17 protein-coding genes and 1 pseudogene are annotated in these 15,799 nt (G+C 71.2%); 9 read left to right on the top strand and 9 right to left on the bottom strand.

Annotation, left to right across the window (positions count from 1 at the left end; translation table 11 throughout):
• Window positions 1-44 precede the first annotated feature (44 nt).
• Entirely contained in the window at window positions 45-473 is a 429-nt protein-coding gene (locus IF04_RS38755; RefSeq protein WP_157847668.1) for a hypothetical protein, read from the top strand.
• Here the strand turns inward: IF04_RS38755 and IF04_RS0117280 are convergent.
• From IF04_RS0117280 to IF04_RS0117260, 5 genes are read right to left on the bottom strand one after another with little or no spacing between them, the layout of a single operon-like run.
• The gene (locus IF04_RS0117280; protein ID WP_030257707.1) at window positions 382-1,494 is read right to left on the bottom strand and encodes an ABC transporter substrate-binding protein; all 1,113 of its coding nucleotides are present in this window, start codon (window positions 1,492-1,494) and stop codon (window positions 382-384) included. The two genes, IF04_RS38755 and IF04_RS0117280, sit on opposite strands and share 92 nt — an antisense overlap.
• Before the next feature lie 41 nt (window positions 1,495-1,535).
• Window positions 1,536-2,615, bottom strand: coding sequence for an acyl-CoA dehydrogenase family protein (locus tag IF04_RS0117275; RefSeq protein ID WP_030257704.1), 1,080 nt, complete (start codon window positions 2,613-2,615; stop codon window positions 1,536-1,538).
• Window positions 2,612-3,622 (bottom strand): acyl-CoA dehydrogenase family protein, encoded by a 1,011-nt coding sequence (locus IF04_RS0117270; RefSeq protein WP_030257701.1) that lies wholly within the window; start codon window positions 3,620-3,622, stop codon window positions 2,612-2,614. The genes IF04_RS0117275 and IF04_RS0117270 overlap by 4 nt, the downstream gene beginning before the upstream one ends.
• The gene (locus tag IF04_RS0117265) at window positions 3,622-4,800 is read right to left on the bottom strand and encodes an acyl-CoA dehydrogenase family protein (RefSeq protein ID WP_030257699.1); all 1,179 of its coding nucleotides are present in this window, start codon (window positions 4,798-4,800) and stop codon (window positions 3,622-3,624) included. The genes IF04_RS0117270 and IF04_RS0117265 overlap by 1 nt, the downstream gene beginning before the upstream one ends.
• Window positions 4,800-5,651 carry an enoyl-CoA hydratase gene (locus IF04_RS0117260; protein WP_030257697.1) on the bottom strand — a complete coding sequence of 284 codons (852 nt, stop codon included), beginning with the start codon at window positions 5,649-5,651 and terminating at the stop codon, window positions 4,800-4,802. The genes IF04_RS0117265 and IF04_RS0117260 overlap by 1 nt, the downstream gene beginning before the upstream one ends.
• 64 nt (window positions 5,652-5,715) lie before the next feature.
• On the opposite strand from IF04_RS0117260, the gene IF04_RS0117255 reads away from it, so the two are divergent.
• The 8 genes and pseudogenes from IF04_RS0117255 (at window position 5,716) to IF04_RS0117225 (ending at window position 12,931) form a co-directional block, all read left to right on the top strand.
• Window positions 5,716-6,882: an acyl-CoA dehydrogenase family protein gene (locus IF04_RS0117255; RefSeq protein ID WP_030257695.1), complete on the top strand. Its 1,167-nt coding sequence runs from the start codon at window positions 5,716-5,718 to the stop codon at window positions 6,880-6,882.
• Window positions 6,879-7,664, top strand: a complete 786-nt coding sequence (locus IF04_RS0117250) for an SDR family oxidoreductase (protein WP_030257692.1) — start codon at window positions 6,879-6,881, stop codon at window positions 7,662-7,664. Before IF04_RS0117255 ends, IF04_RS0117250 begins: the two co-directional genes overlap by 4 nt.
• Before the next feature lie 22 nt (window positions 7,665-7,686).
• Window positions 7,687-8,301, top strand: a complete 615-nt coding sequence (locus IF04_RS0117245; protein WP_030257689.1) for a TetR/AcrR family transcriptional regulator — start codon at window positions 7,687-7,689, stop codon at window positions 8,299-8,301.
• 40 nt (window positions 8,302-8,341) lie between these two features.
• The gene (locus IF04_RS0117240) at window positions 8,342-9,499 is read left to right on the top strand and encodes an acetyl-CoA C-acetyltransferase (protein ID WP_030257686.1); all 1,158 of its coding nucleotides are present in this window, start codon (window positions 8,342-8,344) and stop codon (window positions 9,497-9,499) included.
• Window positions 9,499-10,251, top strand: a pseudogene (locus IF04_RS40270) (FAD-dependent oxidoreductase); the annotation flags it as partial. The gene IF04_RS0117240 and the pseudogene IF04_RS40270, both read left to right, overlap by 1 nt.
• Window positions 10,252-10,276: 25 nt before the next feature.
• Window positions 10,277-10,900, top strand: coding sequence for an FAD-binding protein (locus tag IF04_RS39830; protein ID WP_051831319.1), 624 nt, complete (start codon window positions 10,277-10,279; stop codon window positions 10,898-10,900).
• A gap of 86 nt (window positions 10,901-10,986) precedes the next feature.
• Window positions 10,987-11,427, top strand: a complete 441-nt coding sequence (locus tag IF04_RS0117230; RefSeq protein ID WP_051831318.1) for a YybH family protein — start codon at window positions 10,987-10,989, stop codon at window positions 11,425-11,427.
• 85 nt (window positions 11,428-11,512) lie between these two features.
• On the top strand, window positions 11,513-12,931 hold the full coding sequence (locus IF04_RS0117225) for an MFS transporter (RefSeq protein ID WP_030257679.1): 1,419 nt from the start codon (window positions 11,513-11,515) through the stop codon (window positions 12,929-12,931).
• Window positions 12,932-12,965: 34 nt separating this feature from the next.
• On the opposite strand, the gene IF04_RS39310 is transcribed toward IF04_RS0117225, so the two are convergent.
• Genes IF04_RS39310 through IF04_RS0117205 form a run of 4 tightly spaced genes read right to left on the bottom strand, consistent with a single transcriptional unit; the run spans window position 12,966 to window position 15,766 of the window.
• Window positions 12,966-13,562 (bottom strand): Dabb family protein, encoded by a 597-nt coding sequence (locus tag IF04_RS39310; RefSeq protein ID WP_051831317.1) that lies wholly within the window; start codon window positions 13,560-13,562, stop codon window positions 12,966-12,968.
• On the bottom strand, window positions 13,559-13,888 hold the full coding sequence (locus IF04_RS0117215; RefSeq protein ID WP_030257672.1) for a hypothetical protein: 330 nt from the start codon (window positions 13,886-13,888) through the stop codon (window positions 13,559-13,561). Before IF04_RS0117215 ends, IF04_RS39310 begins: the two co-directional genes overlap by 4 nt.
• Window positions 13,889-13,914: 26 nt before the next feature.
• Entirely contained in the window at window positions 13,915-14,832 is a 918-nt protein-coding gene (locus IF04_RS0117210; protein WP_157847667.1) for a TIGR03619 family F420-dependent LLM class oxidoreductase, read from the bottom strand.
• A gap of 13 nt (window positions 14,833-14,845) precedes the next feature.
• Complete coding sequence (locus IF04_RS0117205; protein WP_030257664.1) at window positions 14,846-15,766, bottom strand: tyrosine-protein phosphatase; 921 nt, start codon at window positions 15,764-15,766, stop codon at window positions 14,846-14,848.
• Window positions 15,767-15,799 lie beyond the last annotated feature (33 nt).

The raw sequence follows: 15,799 nt of genomic DNA, 5'->3' as shown, positions 1-15,799 counted from the left end.
ATGAACGAACACCCATCCGGCTGCACGCGACTTCCTATGGGCCCATGTTCTCTGCTGTGCATGCAGAGGAAGATGTGACCGGCCCATTGGCGGCGGCCAGGGGCATGAGCGGGCTGTGGCGCCGCACGCTGGGGGACAACGTCTCCGGCGGCCAGTTCAGACAGGTCGTGCCGGTGGTCGAGGTCGAGCAGGTACGCGGCCTGTACGGCTGGCGGGTCAACGCGCTGCTGGACGCCGCCACCGAAGCCGCGGAGCGGGCGCCGGGCGAGGCGAGCGTGGAGACGGTGCGTTCCTCGCTGCGCGAGTTCCTCACCCGGGTCTACTTCGATCTGCGCAACCTGGGCAAGACCTCTCGCATGCTTCGTACTGCCGTCGAGCGACTCAGTCGGTGTGGCGGATGCGGAAGCGATCGGGTTTCGCCGGGTCCCGGTCGACGACTTGGATCGGTGTCCCGGCCCATTGCCACACGCTGATGCCCGGCGTGCGGGAGAACTGGATCTTCCCGCGGGTGCCTTCGACGGCCACGTGCGGCCAGGCTTGGGCCGTGCGCGCCCGGTCCGTACCGTGCGAGCGCAGTACCTCGGCGAGGACGGCGATGGTGTCGTAGCCCTCGAAGGCGACGAAGGAGGGCGCTGCGGCCAGCCGCTCGTGGAGGGCCGACTCGACGCGTGCACCCAGTGCGGTGAGGCGCTCGGGCAGGTAGCGCAGGAACGGGATCGCGGCGCCGTCGTCGCCCAGCAGCGTCGCCCATTCGGCGAACTCCGGCTGCCCGGCCGGCGCACCCATCGTGATGTCGGCGAGGCGCGGGTCGCGGCGGACGGCCTTGACGATCGGTACTGCTGGGTCCGGGGTGCCGACCAGAAGAAGGAGGGCTGTCGCACGACTGTCGACGAGGGCGTCGCACACGGCAGTTGGGGTGAGCGTGCTCATGTTGAGCTCGATGACGGTGCCGCCGCGTGGCGCGAGGTACTCCCGCAGAATGCGGGTTCCGGATGCCCAGTAGATGCTCGGCTGGGCTGCTACGGCGATGCGGCTGTGGCCCGCGCCGAGGAGGAAGTCCGCGTAGAGCTGCCAGCCGCGGGACTGCGGCGGGGCGAGGCGCGCGACCTGGTCCGTTGGCTGTTCGGTGAGCGCGTCGAGCACCGCTGACGAGCACAGGAACGGCAGGCCGAGGGCGTCGGCCTTGGTGGCGGCGGCGCGGGCGACGACGCTGTGATACTCGCCCGCCACGGCGGCCACGCCCAGGTGAGCCAACTCCTCCATGGCCGCCGCGGCCTTCTGGGGATCGGCCGCGGTGTCCCGGACCACCAACTCCAGCGTTTTTCCGCCGACTCCGCCGGCGTCATTGGCCTCGCGAACGGCCAGTTCGAGGCCGGCGAGCAAGTGCCGGCCTGCCTCGACCCAGCCCGGCCGAGTCAGCGGAACGAGAGCGCCGATCCGGACTGATGCACCGTCAGTGCGCTCTGCTCCAGGTGGCGAGGGTGGCGTATTCATGATCCGAGTATGGCAGCCTTCGGCGCCCCGTCCCGTGGCCGTCAGCCGTCGGCGGCCGGCAGGCCCAGGTCCGTTGCAAGTCGTGAGCGGTGCCACGACGGTGCGCCGAAGAGCTGGGACGTGCTGTGTGCCCGCTTGAAGTACCGATGCGCGTCGTGTTCCCAGGTGATGCCGATGCCGCCGTGGAGCTGGATCATCTCGCCCGCCACTGCCGAGAAGGCCTCCGAGCAGACCGACTTGGCGACCGCCGCGGCACGGGCCGCCTCCGGCCCGCCGGACGCCGCCGCGAATGCCGCGCCCAACGCCGCCGACCGGGCCGACTCCACCACCACGTACGCGTCCGCCAGTCGATGCTTGACCGCCTGGAAGGAGCCGATGGGGCGGTCGAACTGGACGCGGTCCTTGGCGTACGCGACGGTGAGTTCGAGGCAGCGCTCGGCCGCGCCGACCTGTTCGGCGGCCAGTGCCGTACAGGCCAGGTCCAGTACCTGTCCAAGGGCCCGGTCGCCGGCGCCGTCCGTGCCGATCAGCCGGGCCTCGGCGCCGTCGAGCACCAGCTGTGCCATGGCCCGCGTCTGATCCATCGTCACCGACGCCTGGCGGCGGACGCCAGACCCGTTCACCGCTACCTGGAAGAGCGACACCCCGGCTCCGGTGCGGGCCGCCACGAGCAGTACCTCGGCCGTTGCCCCGTCGAGTACGTACTCCTTGGCGCCGGTCAGTCGCCACGTCCCGGCCGGTTCCGGAGTGGCCGTTGTGCGGATCGCCGCCGGGTCCCAGGATCCGCGTTCGGCCCACGCCAGTGTCCCGACGGCCTGCCCCTCCGCCAGCCGTGGCAGCAGTGCCTTGCACGCTGCCACATCGCCCGACGCCAGCAGCGCCTGCACCGTGAGTACGGCAGAGCCGAGAAACGGTACGGGGCTCAGCGCGCGCCCCAACTCCTCCATGACGACGTGTACTTCACGGGGGCCGCAGCCCGCGCCGCCGTACTCCTCGGGGACCGCCAGCCCCGCGACGCCGATCTGCTCCGTCAGCGGGCGCCAGGCGGCCGCGCCCTCGTGCCGCGTGAGTACCGCCCGTACGGCGGACCGCAGCTCCTCCTGCTCCGCCGTCGGCGTCAGCTCCCGCATGCCCCGGCCCCTTCCATGACGCGGGCGCGGCAGTCCGCCGGGGTGCCCCACGCCGACCGCAGTGCGCGGGCCTTGCGTATCCAGAGGGAGAGATCGAGCTCGTCGGTGTACCCGAGGGCGCCGTGCAGTTGGAGGGCGGTGCGTGCGGCTGCGTACGCGGCCTCGCAGGCGGCTGCCTTCGCCGCCGGCACGTCCGTCGGCACGTTCGCCGGATCACCCGCGGCCAGGCCCAGCGCCGCCGCGTGCACCAGCGGCTGCGCGAATTCGAGGCCGATGAGGGTGTCGGCCAGCCGGTGCTTGACCGCCTGGAAGGAGCCGATGGCCACCCCGAACTGGGTTCGCTGCCGGACGTGTTCCACGGTGTGTGCCAGCAGCGCGCGACCCAGTCCGAGCGCCTGCGCCGCCGTGGCCAGCGCCGCGACATCGGCGGCGTGCGCGGCGGCAGCGGTCACCCGTGGGCCCTGCGCCAGTACCGTCCCGCCGAGCGGCCGGGCCAGGCGGCGCGCCGGGTCGGCCGAGGGCTGTACGGGACCCGTCGATTCCGCCAGCCGTACGGTGTCCCCGTCGACGACGAGGACCGCGTCGGCGGCCGCCGCGTCCAGCGCGTACGGGCTCCCGTCGGTGACCACGCAGAAGGACGCGAGGGTCTTGCCCGAGGCGATGCCGGGGAGCCATTCCGTGGCCGCTGCCTCATCGCCCAGCCGGTCCAGGAAGGCTGCCACCGCCACCGTCTCCACCACCGGGCCGGGCACCGCGTGACGCCCCAACTCCGGGAAGGCAACGGCAAGTTCGACCGACAGCGGGCCCACTCCCTCGTACGCCTCCGGTACGGCGAGGGCGAAGACGCCCAGGTCGGCGAGGCGGCTCCACAGCCGGCGGCCGGGGCCGGTGTCGCCGGCCGCCCAGGCCCGGCTCACCGCGGGCGTGTCGGCCGCCGTGAGCAGCGCGTCCAGGGAGCGGGCGAACTCCCGCTGTGCGTCGTCGGGGAGGAACCGCATCACCGGCGTCCTTTCGGCAGACCGAGCAGCCGCTCGGCGATGATGTCGCGTTGGATTTCGTTGGTACCGGCGTAGACCGGGCCGGCGAGGGAGAAGGTGTACCCCTCGGCCCAGCTCCCGTACGCGGGCGCGTCCCCGGCCGTGTCCGCCAGCTCACCTTCCGGCCCCAGCAGGTCGAGCGCCGTCTCGTGCAGTGCGATGTCGTACTCGGACCAGAAGACCTTGTTCAGGCTGGACTCCGCGCCGAGGGTACCCCCGGCAGCGATTCGGGACGCGTTTCCGTACGTGAAGAGCTGGTACGCGCGGGCGCCGATGACCGCGTCGGCCACCCGGTCGCGCAGTGCGGTGTCGGCCGGGTCGGCGCGCTCGCGCCACAGTGCGACGAGCCGGTCGGCCGCCGCGAGGAAGCGGCCCGGGCTGCGCAGTGTCAGCCCGCGTTCGTTGCCCGCCGTGCTCATCGCCACCCGCCAGCCCTGCCCCGGCTCCCCGATCACGTCCGCGTCCGGCACGAACACCTCGTCGAGGAAGATCTCGGCGAAGGCGGGCTTGCCGTCGAGCCGCCCGATGGGCCGTACGGTCACCCCGTCCGCGTCCAGCGGAAACATCAGATACGTCAGTCCCCGATGCGGTTTGCCCTCGGCGGCGCCGGACGGGTCGCTGCGGAAGAGCCCGAAGGCCCGGTCGGCGAAGGCGGCCCGGGAGGACCAGGTCTTCTGGCCGCTGAGCAGCCAGCCACCGTCTGCCCGTACCGCCGTCGACCGCAGCGACGCCAGGTCGGAGCCCGCCTCCGGCTCGGACCACGCCTGGGCCCAGATCGTCCGGCCGCTCGCCATGTCCGGTAGTACACGCGCCAGTTGCTCGGGTGTGCCGTGCTCGAAGAGGGTCGGGGCGAGCAGGTTGATGCCGTTCTGGCTGACGCGGCCGGGCGCCCCGGCCGCGTAGTACTCCTCCTCGAAGAGCAGCCACTGGAGGAGTGAGGCGCCGCGGCCGCCGTACTCCTCGGGCCAGGAGACCACCGACCAGCGCCCGGCGGCCAGTTCGTGCTCCCATTCCCGGTGGGCCGCGAACCCTTCCGCCGTCTCCAGGGAGGGCAGCGGGGTGCGGGGCACATGCGCGGCGAGCCAGGCGCGGGCCTCGGCCCGGAACGCCTCGTCGGCGGGGGAGAGGTCCAGGTCCATCAGGAGGACGCCTCCTTCATGCCCCGGATGTCCATGCCGCCGAGCGAGTCGCGCGCCGTCTCGGCGTTGTGCGCGTGGGCGAGGTGGTGCAGGCCGAAGACGGAGTCCAGGCCGGTGTGCAGGCCCTGCAGGTCCTCGGCCTGGTTCACGGCGCGTTTGGTGAGGGCGAGTCCCATGCGCGGCATCTCGGCGACGCGGTGCGCCAACTCCCTTGTGGCGCCGGACAGTTCATCGCGCGGTACGACCCGGTTGATCATGCCGATCTCGTGCGCGCGCTGTGCGGTCATCCGGTCGCCGGTGTACAGGAACTCCTTGGCGATGCGGGGCGGCATGACCCACGGGTGGGCGAAATACTCGACACCGGGGATGCCCATGCGGACGACGGGGTCGGCGAAGAAGGCGTCCTCGGAGGCCACGATCAGGTCGCAGATCCAGGCGAGCATCAGACCGCCCGCCACGCAGGCGCCCTGCACGCTCGCGATCACCGGCTTGGGCAGCTCGCGCCACCGGCGGCACATCCCGAGATACACCTCGGACTCGCGGGCGAACCGGCTCTCCGCGCCCGCCTTGTCGCTGTGGTCCCACCACAGTCCGGCCTTGCGGTCGAAGGGGAGGTGGGCGTCGCGCTCGGGGGTGCCGATGTCGTGTCCGGCGGAGAAGTGCTTGCCTGCGCCCGCGAGGACCACGACCTTGACCTCGTCGTCGTCGGCCGCGCGATAGAAGGCGCGGTCCAGGGCGTAAGTCAGCGCGGAATTCTGGGCGTTGCGGTAGTCGGGCCGGTTCATGGTGACGGTCGCGACCGGTCCCTGCCGCTCGTAACGTACGGGCTCGTCGTCGGGCACAGCGGGCATCTGCGACTCCTCCTCCGGGAAACCAAGCTTCCCTAACAAGTGTTTGGTAGGTTAACGTACGGCCATGAGCAGCGTCGAGGAGTTCCGCACCGAGGCCCGCGCCTGGCTGCGGGCCCACCTCACCGGAGAGTTCGCGGGTCTGCGCGGCCGCGGCGGGCCCGGCAGGGAGCACGAGGCATTCGCCGAACGCCTCGCCTGGGAGCGGCACATGGCGGCCGAGGGCTGGACCTGCATCGGCTGGCCGGAGGAGTACGGCGGCCGGGGCGCGACCCTCGCCCAGCAGGTCGCCTTCCACGAGGAGTACGCGCTCGCCGAAGCGCCGGCCCGCGTCGGCCACATCGGCGAGCAGCTCCTCGGCCCCACCCTCATCGCCTTCGGCACGCCCGCACAGCGGGACCGCTTCCTCCCGAAGATCGTCTCGGTCGAGGAGCTGTGGTGCCAGGGCTACAGCGAGCCGGACGCCGGCTCCGACCTGGCGAACGTACGGACAAGGGCGCAGCTGGAGGAAGGCTGCTGGGTGGTCACCGGGCAGAAGATCTGGACGTCCCTCGCCCACGAGTCCGACTGGTGCTTCGTCGTCGCCCGTACGGAGCCGGGTTCCGTACGGCACGCGGGACTCTCGTACCTGCTCGTGCCGCTCGATCAACCCGGCGTCGAGATCCGCCCGATCACCCAGCTCACCGGCACCTCCGAATTCAACGAGGTGTTCTTCGACGGGGCGCGTACGGATGCCGGGAACATCGTTGGTACTCCCGGGGACGGCTGGCGCATCGCCATGGCCACCCTCGGGTTCGAGCGCGGCGTGTCCACCCTCGGCCAGCAGGTCGGCTTCCGCCGCGAGCTGATGGCCGTCATCGAACTGGCCAAGGCCAACGGCGCCGCCAACGACCCACTGATCCGTGACCGGATCGCCCGCGCCTGGACCGGCCTGGAGACCATCCGCTGCAACGCGCTGCGGATGCTCGACGGCGTTGCGGCCGGTGCGCCGGGCCCCGAGGCGTCCATCGGGAAGATCTTCTGGGCCACCTGGCACCGCGAGCTGGGCGAACTCGCCATGGACGTCTGCGGCGCCGACGGGATGCTGGCCGCCGGCGAGCCGTACGACCTCACCGACTGGCAGCGGCTGTTCCTCTTCTCCCGCTCCGACACGATCTACGCCGGCTCCAACGAGATCCAGCGGAACGTCATCGCCGAGCGCGTGCTCGGCCTGCCGAAGGAGGTACGCGCGTGACCCCGCCGCCCCCGTACGTACCCGGGCACTCCCTGCTCGCCGGCCGCACCGCCGTCGTCACCGCCGCCGCGGGCGCGGGCATCGGCGGCGCCACAGCGCGCCGGCTCCTGGAAGAAGGCGCGCGCATCGTCCTCTCCGACGCGCACGCCCGCCGCCTCAAGGAATCCGAGGAGGCGCTCGCCGCGGAGTTCGGCACCGACAACGTCGCGGCGCTGCCCTGCGATGTCACCGACGAGGCACAGGTCACCGCCCTCCTCGACCTGGCCGAGGAACGCCACGGCCGGCTCGACATCGTCGTGAACAACGCCGGACTCGGCGGCACCGCCGACCTGGTCGACATGACCGACGCGCAGTGGGACCGGGTCCTCGACGTCACACTCAACGGCACCTTTCGCTGCACCCGCGCCGCCCTCCGACGGATGAAGGCCACCGGCCAGGAAGGCGTCATCGTCAACAACGCCTCCGTCATCGGCTGGCGCGCCCAGCGCGGCCAGGCGCACTACGCCGCCGCCAAGGCCGGTGTGATGGCGCTGACCCGCTGCGCGGCGGTCGAGGCGGCCGAGTACGGCGTGCGCGTCAACGCCGTGGCGCCGAGCCTGGCCATGCACCCGCACCTCGCCAAGGTCACCACCGACGAACTGCTGCAGGAGCTGACCGCGCGCGAGGCGTTCGGACGGTACGCCGAGCCCTGGGAGGTCGCCAACGTGATCGTCTTCCTGGCCAGCCCCTACTCGTCGTACATGACGGGCGAGGTCGTACCGGTCAGCAGCCAGCGTGCGTGAGCGGCCGGGCGACAATGGGACCGTGCCAACCGCCAAGAAGAAACCGAACGTGAGCCCGTCCCCCGAGCGCCGCCGCGAGCTGCTGGACACCGCGGCCGAGGTGTTCGCCGCGCAGGGCTACAACGCCACCACCGTACGCAAGATCGCGGACGCCGCCGGGATGCTGGCCGGCAGCCTCTACTACCACTTCGACTCCAAGGAGTCGATGCTGGACGAGATCCTCGCCACCTTCCTGGACGAGCTGTGGACCGGCTACGACACCGTGCTGGCCGCCGGGCTCGGCCCCCGGGAGACCATCGAGGCCCTGGTCACGGAGTCCTTCCGAGAGATCGACCGGCACCGCGCCGCCGTCGCCATCTACCAGAAGGAGGCCCGGACCCTCGCCACCCAGCCGCGCTTCGGCTACCTGGCCGACTCGCAGACGAAGTTCGAGGCAGCGTGGCTGGGCACGCTGGAGCGCGGGGTGGCCGACGGCGTGTTCCGCGCCGACCTGGACATCCGGCTCACCTACCGCTTCATCCGCGACACCGTCTGGGTCGCGGTGAGCTGGTACCGCCCGGGCGGACAGCACAGCCCGGAGGAGATCGCCCGCCAGTACCTCTCGATGGTCCTGGACGGCGTAGCCGTACGCACCTGACCGATACGCGCCCATGTGAACCGACCGAGGAGCAGCCGTCATGGCCGAGGCATACATCGTCGACGCGATACGCACCCCCGTGGGACGCCGGAACGGCGGCCTCGCCGCCGTCCATCCGGCCGACCTCGGGGCCCATGTACTGGCGGCCCTGATGCGGCGCACCGGCGTCGATCCGGCCGCGGTCGAGGACGTGGTGATGGGCTGCCTGGACACGGTCGGGCCGCAGGCCGGTGACATCGCCCGTACGAGCTGGCTGGCGGCCGGCCTGCCCGAAGAGGTCCCCGGCGTCACCGTCGACCGGCAGTGCGGCTCCTCGCAGCAGGCCGTCCACTTCGCCGCGCAGGGGGTGCTCTCCGGCACTCAGGACCTGGTCGTGGCGGCCGGTACGCAGAACATGTCGATGATCCCGATCGCCTTCGCCAGCCGCCGGGCCGCCGAACCGCTCGGGCTCACCGAAGGCCCGTACGCGGGCAGCGAGGGCTGGCGGGCCCGCTACGGCGACGCGCCCGTCAACCAGTTCCACGGCGCCGAGCTGATCGCCGAGAAGTGGGGCATCACCCGCGAAGCGATGGAGGAGTTCGCGCTCCGCTCCCACCAGCGTGCCCTCCGCGCCGCCGACGAGGGCCGCTTCGACCGCGAGCTCGTACCGTACGGGGACGTCACCGCCGACGAGGGACCCCGTCGGGACACCTCGCCGGCGAAAATGGCGGCGCTGAAACCCGTGGTCGAGGGCGGTCGGCTGACCGCCGCGGTCTCCTCCCAGGTCTCCGACGGCGCCTCGGCGATGCTGCTCGCCTCCGAGCGCGCCGTACGCGAGCACGGCCTCACGCCGCGCGCCCGTATCCACCACCTCTCCGTACGCGGTGAAGACCCCATCCGCATGCTCTCCGCGCCGATCCCGGCCACCGCACACGCCCTGAAGAAGACCGGCATGACCATCGACGACATCGACCTGGTCGAGATCAACGAGGCGTTCGCACCGGTCGTACTGGCCTGGCTGAAGGAGACCGGCGCGGACCCGGAAAAGGTCAACGCCAACGGCGGCGCCATCGCCCTCGGCCACCCCCTCGGCGCCACCGGCACCAAACTCATGACCACCCTCCTCCACGAACTGGAGCGCACCGGCGGCCGCTTCGGCCTCCAAACCATGTGCGAGGGCGGCGGCCAGGCCAATGTGACGATCATCGAGCGCCTTTGATGCAGGGGGACCTGTCGCGAGGGGACCTGGAAGCCGACGTCGTCGTGGGCTTCGGCGGGGCCGGTGCGTCCGCGGCTATCGAGGCCGCGGACGCCGGCGCCGACGTGATTGCCCTCGACCGGTTCACCGGCGTCGGCGCCACCTCGCTGAGCGGTGGCGCCGTCTATGCCGGCGGAGGCACCCCGCAGCAGCGGGAGGCAGGCGCGGAGGACACTCCCGAAGCCATGCACGCTTACCTCAAGGCCGAGACCGCCGGGGTCGTCTCCGACGCGGTGCTGCGCCGCTTCTGCGCGGACAACGCGGCCAACCTCGCCTGGCTGGAGGGCATGGGCGCGGTCTTCCAAGGCAGCCTCTGCCCGTTCAAGACCTCCTACCCGACCGACGACCACCTCCTCTATTACTCCGGCAACGAGCAGTTCCCGCCCTACAGCGAAGCCGCGCCACCGGCCCCGCGCGGCCACCGCACCAAGGCCAAGGGGCTGGCGTCGGGCCGGGTGCTGTACGGACACCTGGCCGCGGCGGCCCGCGCGCGGGGCGTACGGCTGGTGCCCCGGGCCCGCGCCGAGCGGCTGCTCACCGAGGGCGGACGGGGCGTCGGCGTGGAGTACCGGGTCCTGACCGGGGCCGCCGCCCGCGCGCACCGTGCGTTGTCGACGGCCCTCGGCAAGGGCAACAACTACTTCTCCGCAGCCACCGGTCCCCTCAACCGGGCGGTCGAACGGCTCGAGTCACGCGCCCAGCGGCGCACGGTGCGAGCCCGTCGCGGGGTGGTGCTCAGTGCTGGCGGCTTCGTTCGACCGCGCGGGGCGGCGCATCTGCAACGAGCTGCTGTACGGAGCCACGATCGGCGACCACATGGTGCGCCGGCACGACGGGCACGCGTATCTGGTGGTCGACCGGGCGATCCTGCACCGGGCCCGCCAGGAACTGCGCACCCAGACGGTCCTCTTCCAAAAGGCCCAGATGGCCTACCTGTTCACCCGCGGCCATACGAAGGGCGCATCGCCGGCCGCGATCGCGACCAGGGCCGGGATCGATCCGCAGGGCCTGGAACGGACGCTGACCGACTACAACGAGACGGCACGCCAAGCTCGCACGGACCCCCTCGGCAAACCCGCCGCGTACCTCCAGCCACTCGTCTCCGGCCCGTACTACGTCTTCGACTGCTCGCTCGACAGCTCGATGTTCTACCCCTGCCCGATGATCACGCTCGGCGGTCTGCGGGTGCACGACGACACGGGGCTGGTCCTCCGCGAGGACGGCACCACCGTAGAAGGGTTGTACGCGGCGGGCCGCAGCGCGGTCGGCGTCTGCTCGAACTCGTACGTCAGCGGCCTGTCCCTCGCGGACGCGGTCTTCTCCGGCCGCAGAGCGGGGGCCCATGCGGCGGGCGCCGCTTGAGAGCTTGCGCCTCGCAGGCTTGACCTCAAGCCTGCTTTAGGTGTGAGACTCCAAGTCGAATTGACTGCGCCTCAGGAGGGGGTCTTATGACGGTTGACCGGCGTTCTGCTGAAGTCACCAAGAAACAGGAAGAGATTGTGCAGGTCGTGACGCGCTACGAAGCAGCGTTCAACCAGAACGATGCCGAGGCGATGAATGCTCTCTTCTCGCCCGACACGGTCTTCGTCAACTTCAGCGGCACCCTCGTGTTCGGCGCCGAGCGTCTGTACCAGGCCCAGTCATCCGTCTTCTCCGAAGGCGGTCCTTTGGAGAAGGTCACTGTCCGGTACCTCGTCGAGAGCATTGTGTTCCTGACACCCGACGTCGCTGTTGCCCACACGCGGCAACGATCCACGACCGCCGATGGCCGGATCGTGGTGAGTGAAAGGGACCCCATGGAGGGCATTCTGACGATGACGTTGATGCGGAACGGCGCGGGTGATTGGCGCATACGCGCTGCTCAGAACACTCCGGTCGCTGCACCGTAGTGGGCCGGAGCCAGTCGCATGGCACGCGGCCAGGCCCGCGAAAAGGTGTGGCCCAGGTTGTCGGCTGCTCGGTACGGTCGCGGTCATGGCGATTGCCACCATTCCCGCGGCCCGCAAGAGCGGACGAGGCTGGGCCCTGCTGCTCGTCCTGTGCGGAACAATCTTTCTTGAGGGCAGCGACGTCGCCATGCTGGCTGTTGCCGTCCCCACGATCCGTGCCGACCTCGGCCTGACCACCGGCACCGCGGCGTGGGTGATGAGCGGTTACGTGCTCGGCTACGCCGGTTTCACCCTGCTCGGCGGCCGCGCCGCCGATCTGCTGGGCAGGCGGCGGATGTTCCTCACCTGGCTGGGCGTATTCCTGGTCTTCTCCATGCTGGGCGGCTTCGCGAGCGACGGCTGGATGCTGGTCGCGGCCCGGTTCGTCACCGGCGTGGCGGCGGCCTTCATGACCCCCGCCGCCATGTCGATCATCACGACCTCGTATCCGGAGGGGCCACAGCGCGACAAGGCCCTGCTGGTTTTCGCCGGCGTCGGCGCCGGCGGCTTTTCGCTGGGCCTCGTCCTCGGCGGGTTGCTGACAGAACTCGGCTGGCGCTGGGTGTTCTTCGCCCCGGTGATCCTGGCCGGCGCCCTCCTGATCGCGGCGCTCAGGCTGGTGCCGGCCGAGGCACGCCCGGAGCCCGCACGGCGCGGCTACGACCTGGCCGGCGCGGTCAGTGCCGCCGCCGCGATGCTGCTGCTCGCCTACGGCATCGTCCGGCTCGAACACGGCGGTGAAGGGCTCGTGCTGACCCTCGGTGCGCTCGCCGCCGGGCCGGCACTGGTGGCGGCGTTCATCGCGATCGAACGGCGCGCCAAAGCACCGCTCGTCCGGCTGGGGATCTTCCGCCGGGCCGCGATGGTGCGGGCGGATCTCGCCGCGCTGCTGTTCCTGGGCGCGTTCTTCGGCTTCCAGTTCATCATCACGCTCTACCTGCAGGAGCTGCGCGGCTGGTCCTCCCTGCAGACCGCGTTCGCGCTGATCGCCATGGGCTGCGACGCCGTGCTGGCGCCCACCCTCACCCCGCGCCTGGTGAACCGCTACGGCAACAGCCAGGTGATCTTCGGCGGCTTTCTGCTGGCGATCGTGGCCTACGGGCTCTTCCTGCCGGTCGGGATGGACTGGTCGTACGCGGCGATGTTCCCGAGCCTGATCATCGCGGGCATCGCCTTCGCCTTCGCCTACGGTCCGCTCACCATCGCGGCGACCGACAGCGTGGCCAAGGAGGAGCAGGGCCTGGCCGGCGGGCTGCTGTACACGTGCACCCAGTTCGGCTCGGCGGTCGGGGTCTCCGCGGTGACCGCGGTGTACGGGATCGCCGCGGCCCGCTCCGACGGCTCCCCGGACGCGGTACTGGACGCCTACCGCACCGCGCTCGTCGTCCCGGTGGTCATGGTGCTGCTGGGAGCGGCGGTATCCGCCTTGGGCCTGCGCGGCGCCGGGTCGGCCGGAGTCGTCTGAACCACGGAGGCGGCAAGCCCATGTCTTCAGCGCTTCAGCGGGAGACCAGAACCGGCTCCTCGCTCCAGCGGAAGACGTGGGCCAGCTGCGGGTCCACGATGCCGGCGCCCGGGATTTCGCCGTCGAACCAGCGGTCCACGCAGGTCCAGTGGAAGGGATGGCCGAGATACTCCCCGGTCAGGCCCTCGACGTTCGCGTACTCCTGTTCCCAGACGTGTGTCCAGGGGGACGGCGTGAGCGTTTGGTCCACGCGGCTCAGTGACCAGGAGCGGATGGTGGAGATGTGGGCGGGCATGGCGAGGAGGTCTGCCTCCAGTCGCTCGATGGGACCGGTGGGTGTCCCGGGGAGGACGGCGAGTAGGAGTGTGCGTTTTACGCGGGGGCCGGAGAGGGGGACGTACCGGCTGCGTACCGGGGCGAGGGCGACCGTGTCGAGTGGTTCCGGGAGACCGAGGGCGGCGGCGAGGGCGACGGGGGGCCGGTCCGCCGTCACGTCCCATGTGGCGCCACGGCCGCCGAAACTGCCCGGGAGGTCGGGTGCCGCAGAGCCGTCCGATACACCGGGAACGCTGCCCATCTCGTTGTACGCCTCGGCGCCTTCGGCCGGGAGCAGTGCCACCCAGCGGGTCATGACGTCTCCCCTTCGGTGAGGCCGATCGGTTCCAGTACCTGGCGGTCGCGGTTCAGGGCGAACTCATCGGTATGCGCCCAGAATTCGGCGACCTGGACATCACCGGCGGACGCCACCCGCGCGGTGAAGAATGCGCCGCTGTCCGGCAGTGACCACAGAATTCGGACCGCCACCGTGTCCGGGCCGGTCCAGGTGCGCCAGAGGCGTTCCGCGACCATGCCGCGGCCGAGGGCTCCCGGGAGGTAGTCGGCGCGCCAGCGTTGCAGCCATGACTCGGCCTCGGCAGCCGGGAGGACGATGAGGTCGATGATCTGAACCCCATGCATGACAGGCTCTCTCATGACAGGTTCACTCATGTCAGTTTCTCCAGGACCTCGGTGCGGTAGCGGTCGATCTGGTCGCGCAGGGCGGTCAGGCCGCGCGGGCCCGACAGGCCGGCCGCGCCCCGGATGTGCGGGGCGATGACGAGGCGGGTCGCGCCCGCGTCGACGTAGCCGCGTACCCAGGACGGATCCGACGCGCGTGCGCGGTCGCAGGAGCCCGGCCATACCGTGATCTCCACGGCGTCCGCCGGCCGCCCCGCCTGGTGCGCGGCCTCGCGCAGCAGACCGGCCTGGCGGGCGAAGTCCTCCGGGGTGATCGTGTACGGGAACCAGCCGTCGCCGATGCGGCCCGCGCGGCGGACGGCCGGATCGCTGTTCCCGCCGAGCACCACGGGCACCGCGCCGCTCGCGGGCCGCGGCAGCGAGTGCAGGCCCTCGAAGGAGACGTGCCGCCCCTGGTACGAGGCCGGGCCGCCGCCCCACAGCGCGCGCATCGCGCCGACGCACTCCTCCAGCCGCCGCCCCCGGTCCCGGTAGGGCACGCCGACGGCCGCGTACTCCTCCTTCTGCCAGCCGATGCCGAGGCCGAGCAGCAGCCGGCCGCCGGAGTGCCGGTCGATCGTCGCGGCACGCTTGGCCAGTACCACCGGGCTGTGCAGCGGGGCGACGATCATCGCGGTGCCGAAGCGCAGAGTGTCCGAAGCGCCGGCGAGGAAGGCGATGGTCTCCAGCGGGTCGGGCATGGGGACGGACCCGGAACTGCCCGGTATCCGGCCGTCGTTGGAGTACGGATAGAGCGGTTCGTACTGGTCGGCGACGGCGACGTGCTCGACCGTCCACAGCGACTCGACGCCGCACTCCTCCAGCGTGCCCGCGAGGTCGCGGAGGAAGCCGCCCGAGGTGATCAGGCCGTCGGTGAACGGTGCCATCATTCCCAGTCGCAGCATGCCCATACCCCTCTCACTTCAGCAGCCGGGCGCGGAGCCTGGCCAGGGTCGACGCGTCCAGGTCGAGGCCGTCGGTCAGGTAGCCGTCGAGGCTGCCGTAGTCCTGCTCGGCCTGGTCGAGAGCCGCCTGGAGGTAGTCCTCGCGGACTTCCTGGACGGGGATCAGCAGGTCCGGGTTCGCCATCATCCCGGCCTGCTTCAGCCGTTCTCGGGTCTTGCGGTCGGACTCCGCGCGGTAGGTGTTGGAGAGCAGGAAGTCGTGGGTCGCGGTGGTGGCCGGGACGCCGACGGCGCGGAGCAGGAGGTAGCTCAGCCAGCCCGTACGGTCCTTGCCCGAGGTGCAGTGGTAGAGCAGGGGGGACTGGCGGTGGCGCGCGATGTCCCGCAAGGTCGCGGCGAACTGACGGCGGTTCTCCGGGCTCGTGACGAAGTTGCGGTAGATGGCGCGCATCAGCTTCTCCGCCTTTCCGCCGCCCAGCATTTCCTGCTGCTTGACAGGGTCCTTGGAGCCGATGACCGCCATTGTCTGTGCGTACAGATCGAGGTCGTCCACGGGCCGGGAGGTTGCGGTGACGCCTGCCGGGAGACGGTCCGGGCCGTCGTGTTCGACCTCCAGGGGGACGCGGAAGTCCACTGCGGTGCGCAGGTCCAGCGTGGCGAGTTTCGAGACGTCGGCATCGGTCAGCCTGCTGAGCGCGTCGGCCCGGAACACCTGGCCGTAGCGCACCTGGCGGCCTCGCTCCGTACGGTAGCCGCCCAGGTCGCGGACATTGACCGCGCCCTGGAGGGGGATATGACGGACGGTGCTGGGGGCGGTCGTGGTGACAGGGGCTCGGGCGGCCGGGGCGTCGGCCACTGCGGATGTGGGCAGACAGCCGAGGGCTACGGCGGAGAACGCGACTCCGGTCGCTCGGCGGATGCGGGCAGCGTGCATGGGATCAACTCCCTGGGGTGGAGGGGGCGTTCC

Source organism: Streptomyces violens (assembly GCF_000717745.1).
GTDB lineage: Bacteria > Actinomycetota > Actinomycetes > Streptomycetales > Streptomycetaceae > Streptomyces > Streptomyces violens.
This window is presented reverse-complemented; position numbering and strand designations above follow the sequence as displayed.

Excerpts from the sequence above, each read along its gene's own strand:
- IF04_RS0117240 (WP_030257686.1), top strand. The coding sequence starts at position 8,342 with ATGGCCGAGGCATACATCGTCGACGCGATACGCACCCCCGTGGGACGC.
- IF04_RS0117260 (WP_030257697.1), bottom strand. The coding sequence starts at position 5,651 with ATGCCCGCTGTGCCCGACGACGAGCCCGTACGTTACGAGCGGCAGGGA.
- IF04_RS0117265 (WP_030257699.1), bottom strand. The coding sequence starts at position 4,800 with ATGGACCTGGACCTCTCCCCCGCCGACGAGGCGTTCCGGGCCGAGGCC.
- IF04_RS0117205 (WP_030257664.1), bottom strand. The coding sequence starts at position 15,766 with ATGCACGCTGCCCGCATCCGCCGAGCGACCGGAGTCGCGTTCTCCGCC.
- IF04_RS0117280 (WP_030257707.1), bottom strand. The coding sequence starts at position 1,494 with ATGAATACGCCACCCTCGCCACCTGGAGCAGAGCGCACTGACGGTGCA.
- IF04_RS38755 (WP_157847668.1), top strand. The coding sequence starts at position 45 with ATGTTCTCTGCTGTGCATGCAGAGGAAGATGTGACCGGCCCATTGGCG.
- IF04_RS0117270 (WP_030257701.1), bottom strand. The coding sequence starts at position 3,622 with ATGCGGTTCCTCCCCGACGACGCACAGCGGGAGTTCGCCCGCTCCCTG.
- IF04_RS0117215 (WP_030257672.1), bottom strand. The coding sequence starts at position 13,888 with ATGCATGGGGTTCAGATCATCGACCTCATCGTCCTCCCGGCTGCCGAG.
- IF04_RS0117255 (WP_030257695.1), top strand. The coding sequence starts at position 5,716 with ATGAGCAGCGTCGAGGAGTTCCGCACCGAGGCCCGCGCCTGGCTGCGG.
- IF04_RS0117230 (WP_051831318.1), top strand. The coding sequence starts at position 10,987 with ATGACGGTTGACCGGCGTTCTGCTGAAGTCACCAAGAAACAGGAAGAG.
- IF04_RS0117210 (WP_157847667.1), bottom strand. The coding sequence starts at position 14,832 with ATGCTGCGACTGGGAATGATGGCACCGTTCACCGACGGCCTGATCACC.
- IF04_RS39310 (WP_051831317.1), bottom strand. The coding sequence starts at position 13,562 with ATGACCCGCTGGGTGGCACTGCTCCCGGCCGAAGGCGCCGAGGCGTAC.
- IF04_RS0117225 (WP_030257679.1), top strand. The coding sequence starts at position 11,513 with ATGGCGATTGCCACCATTCCCGCGGCCCGCAAGAGCGGACGAGGCTGG.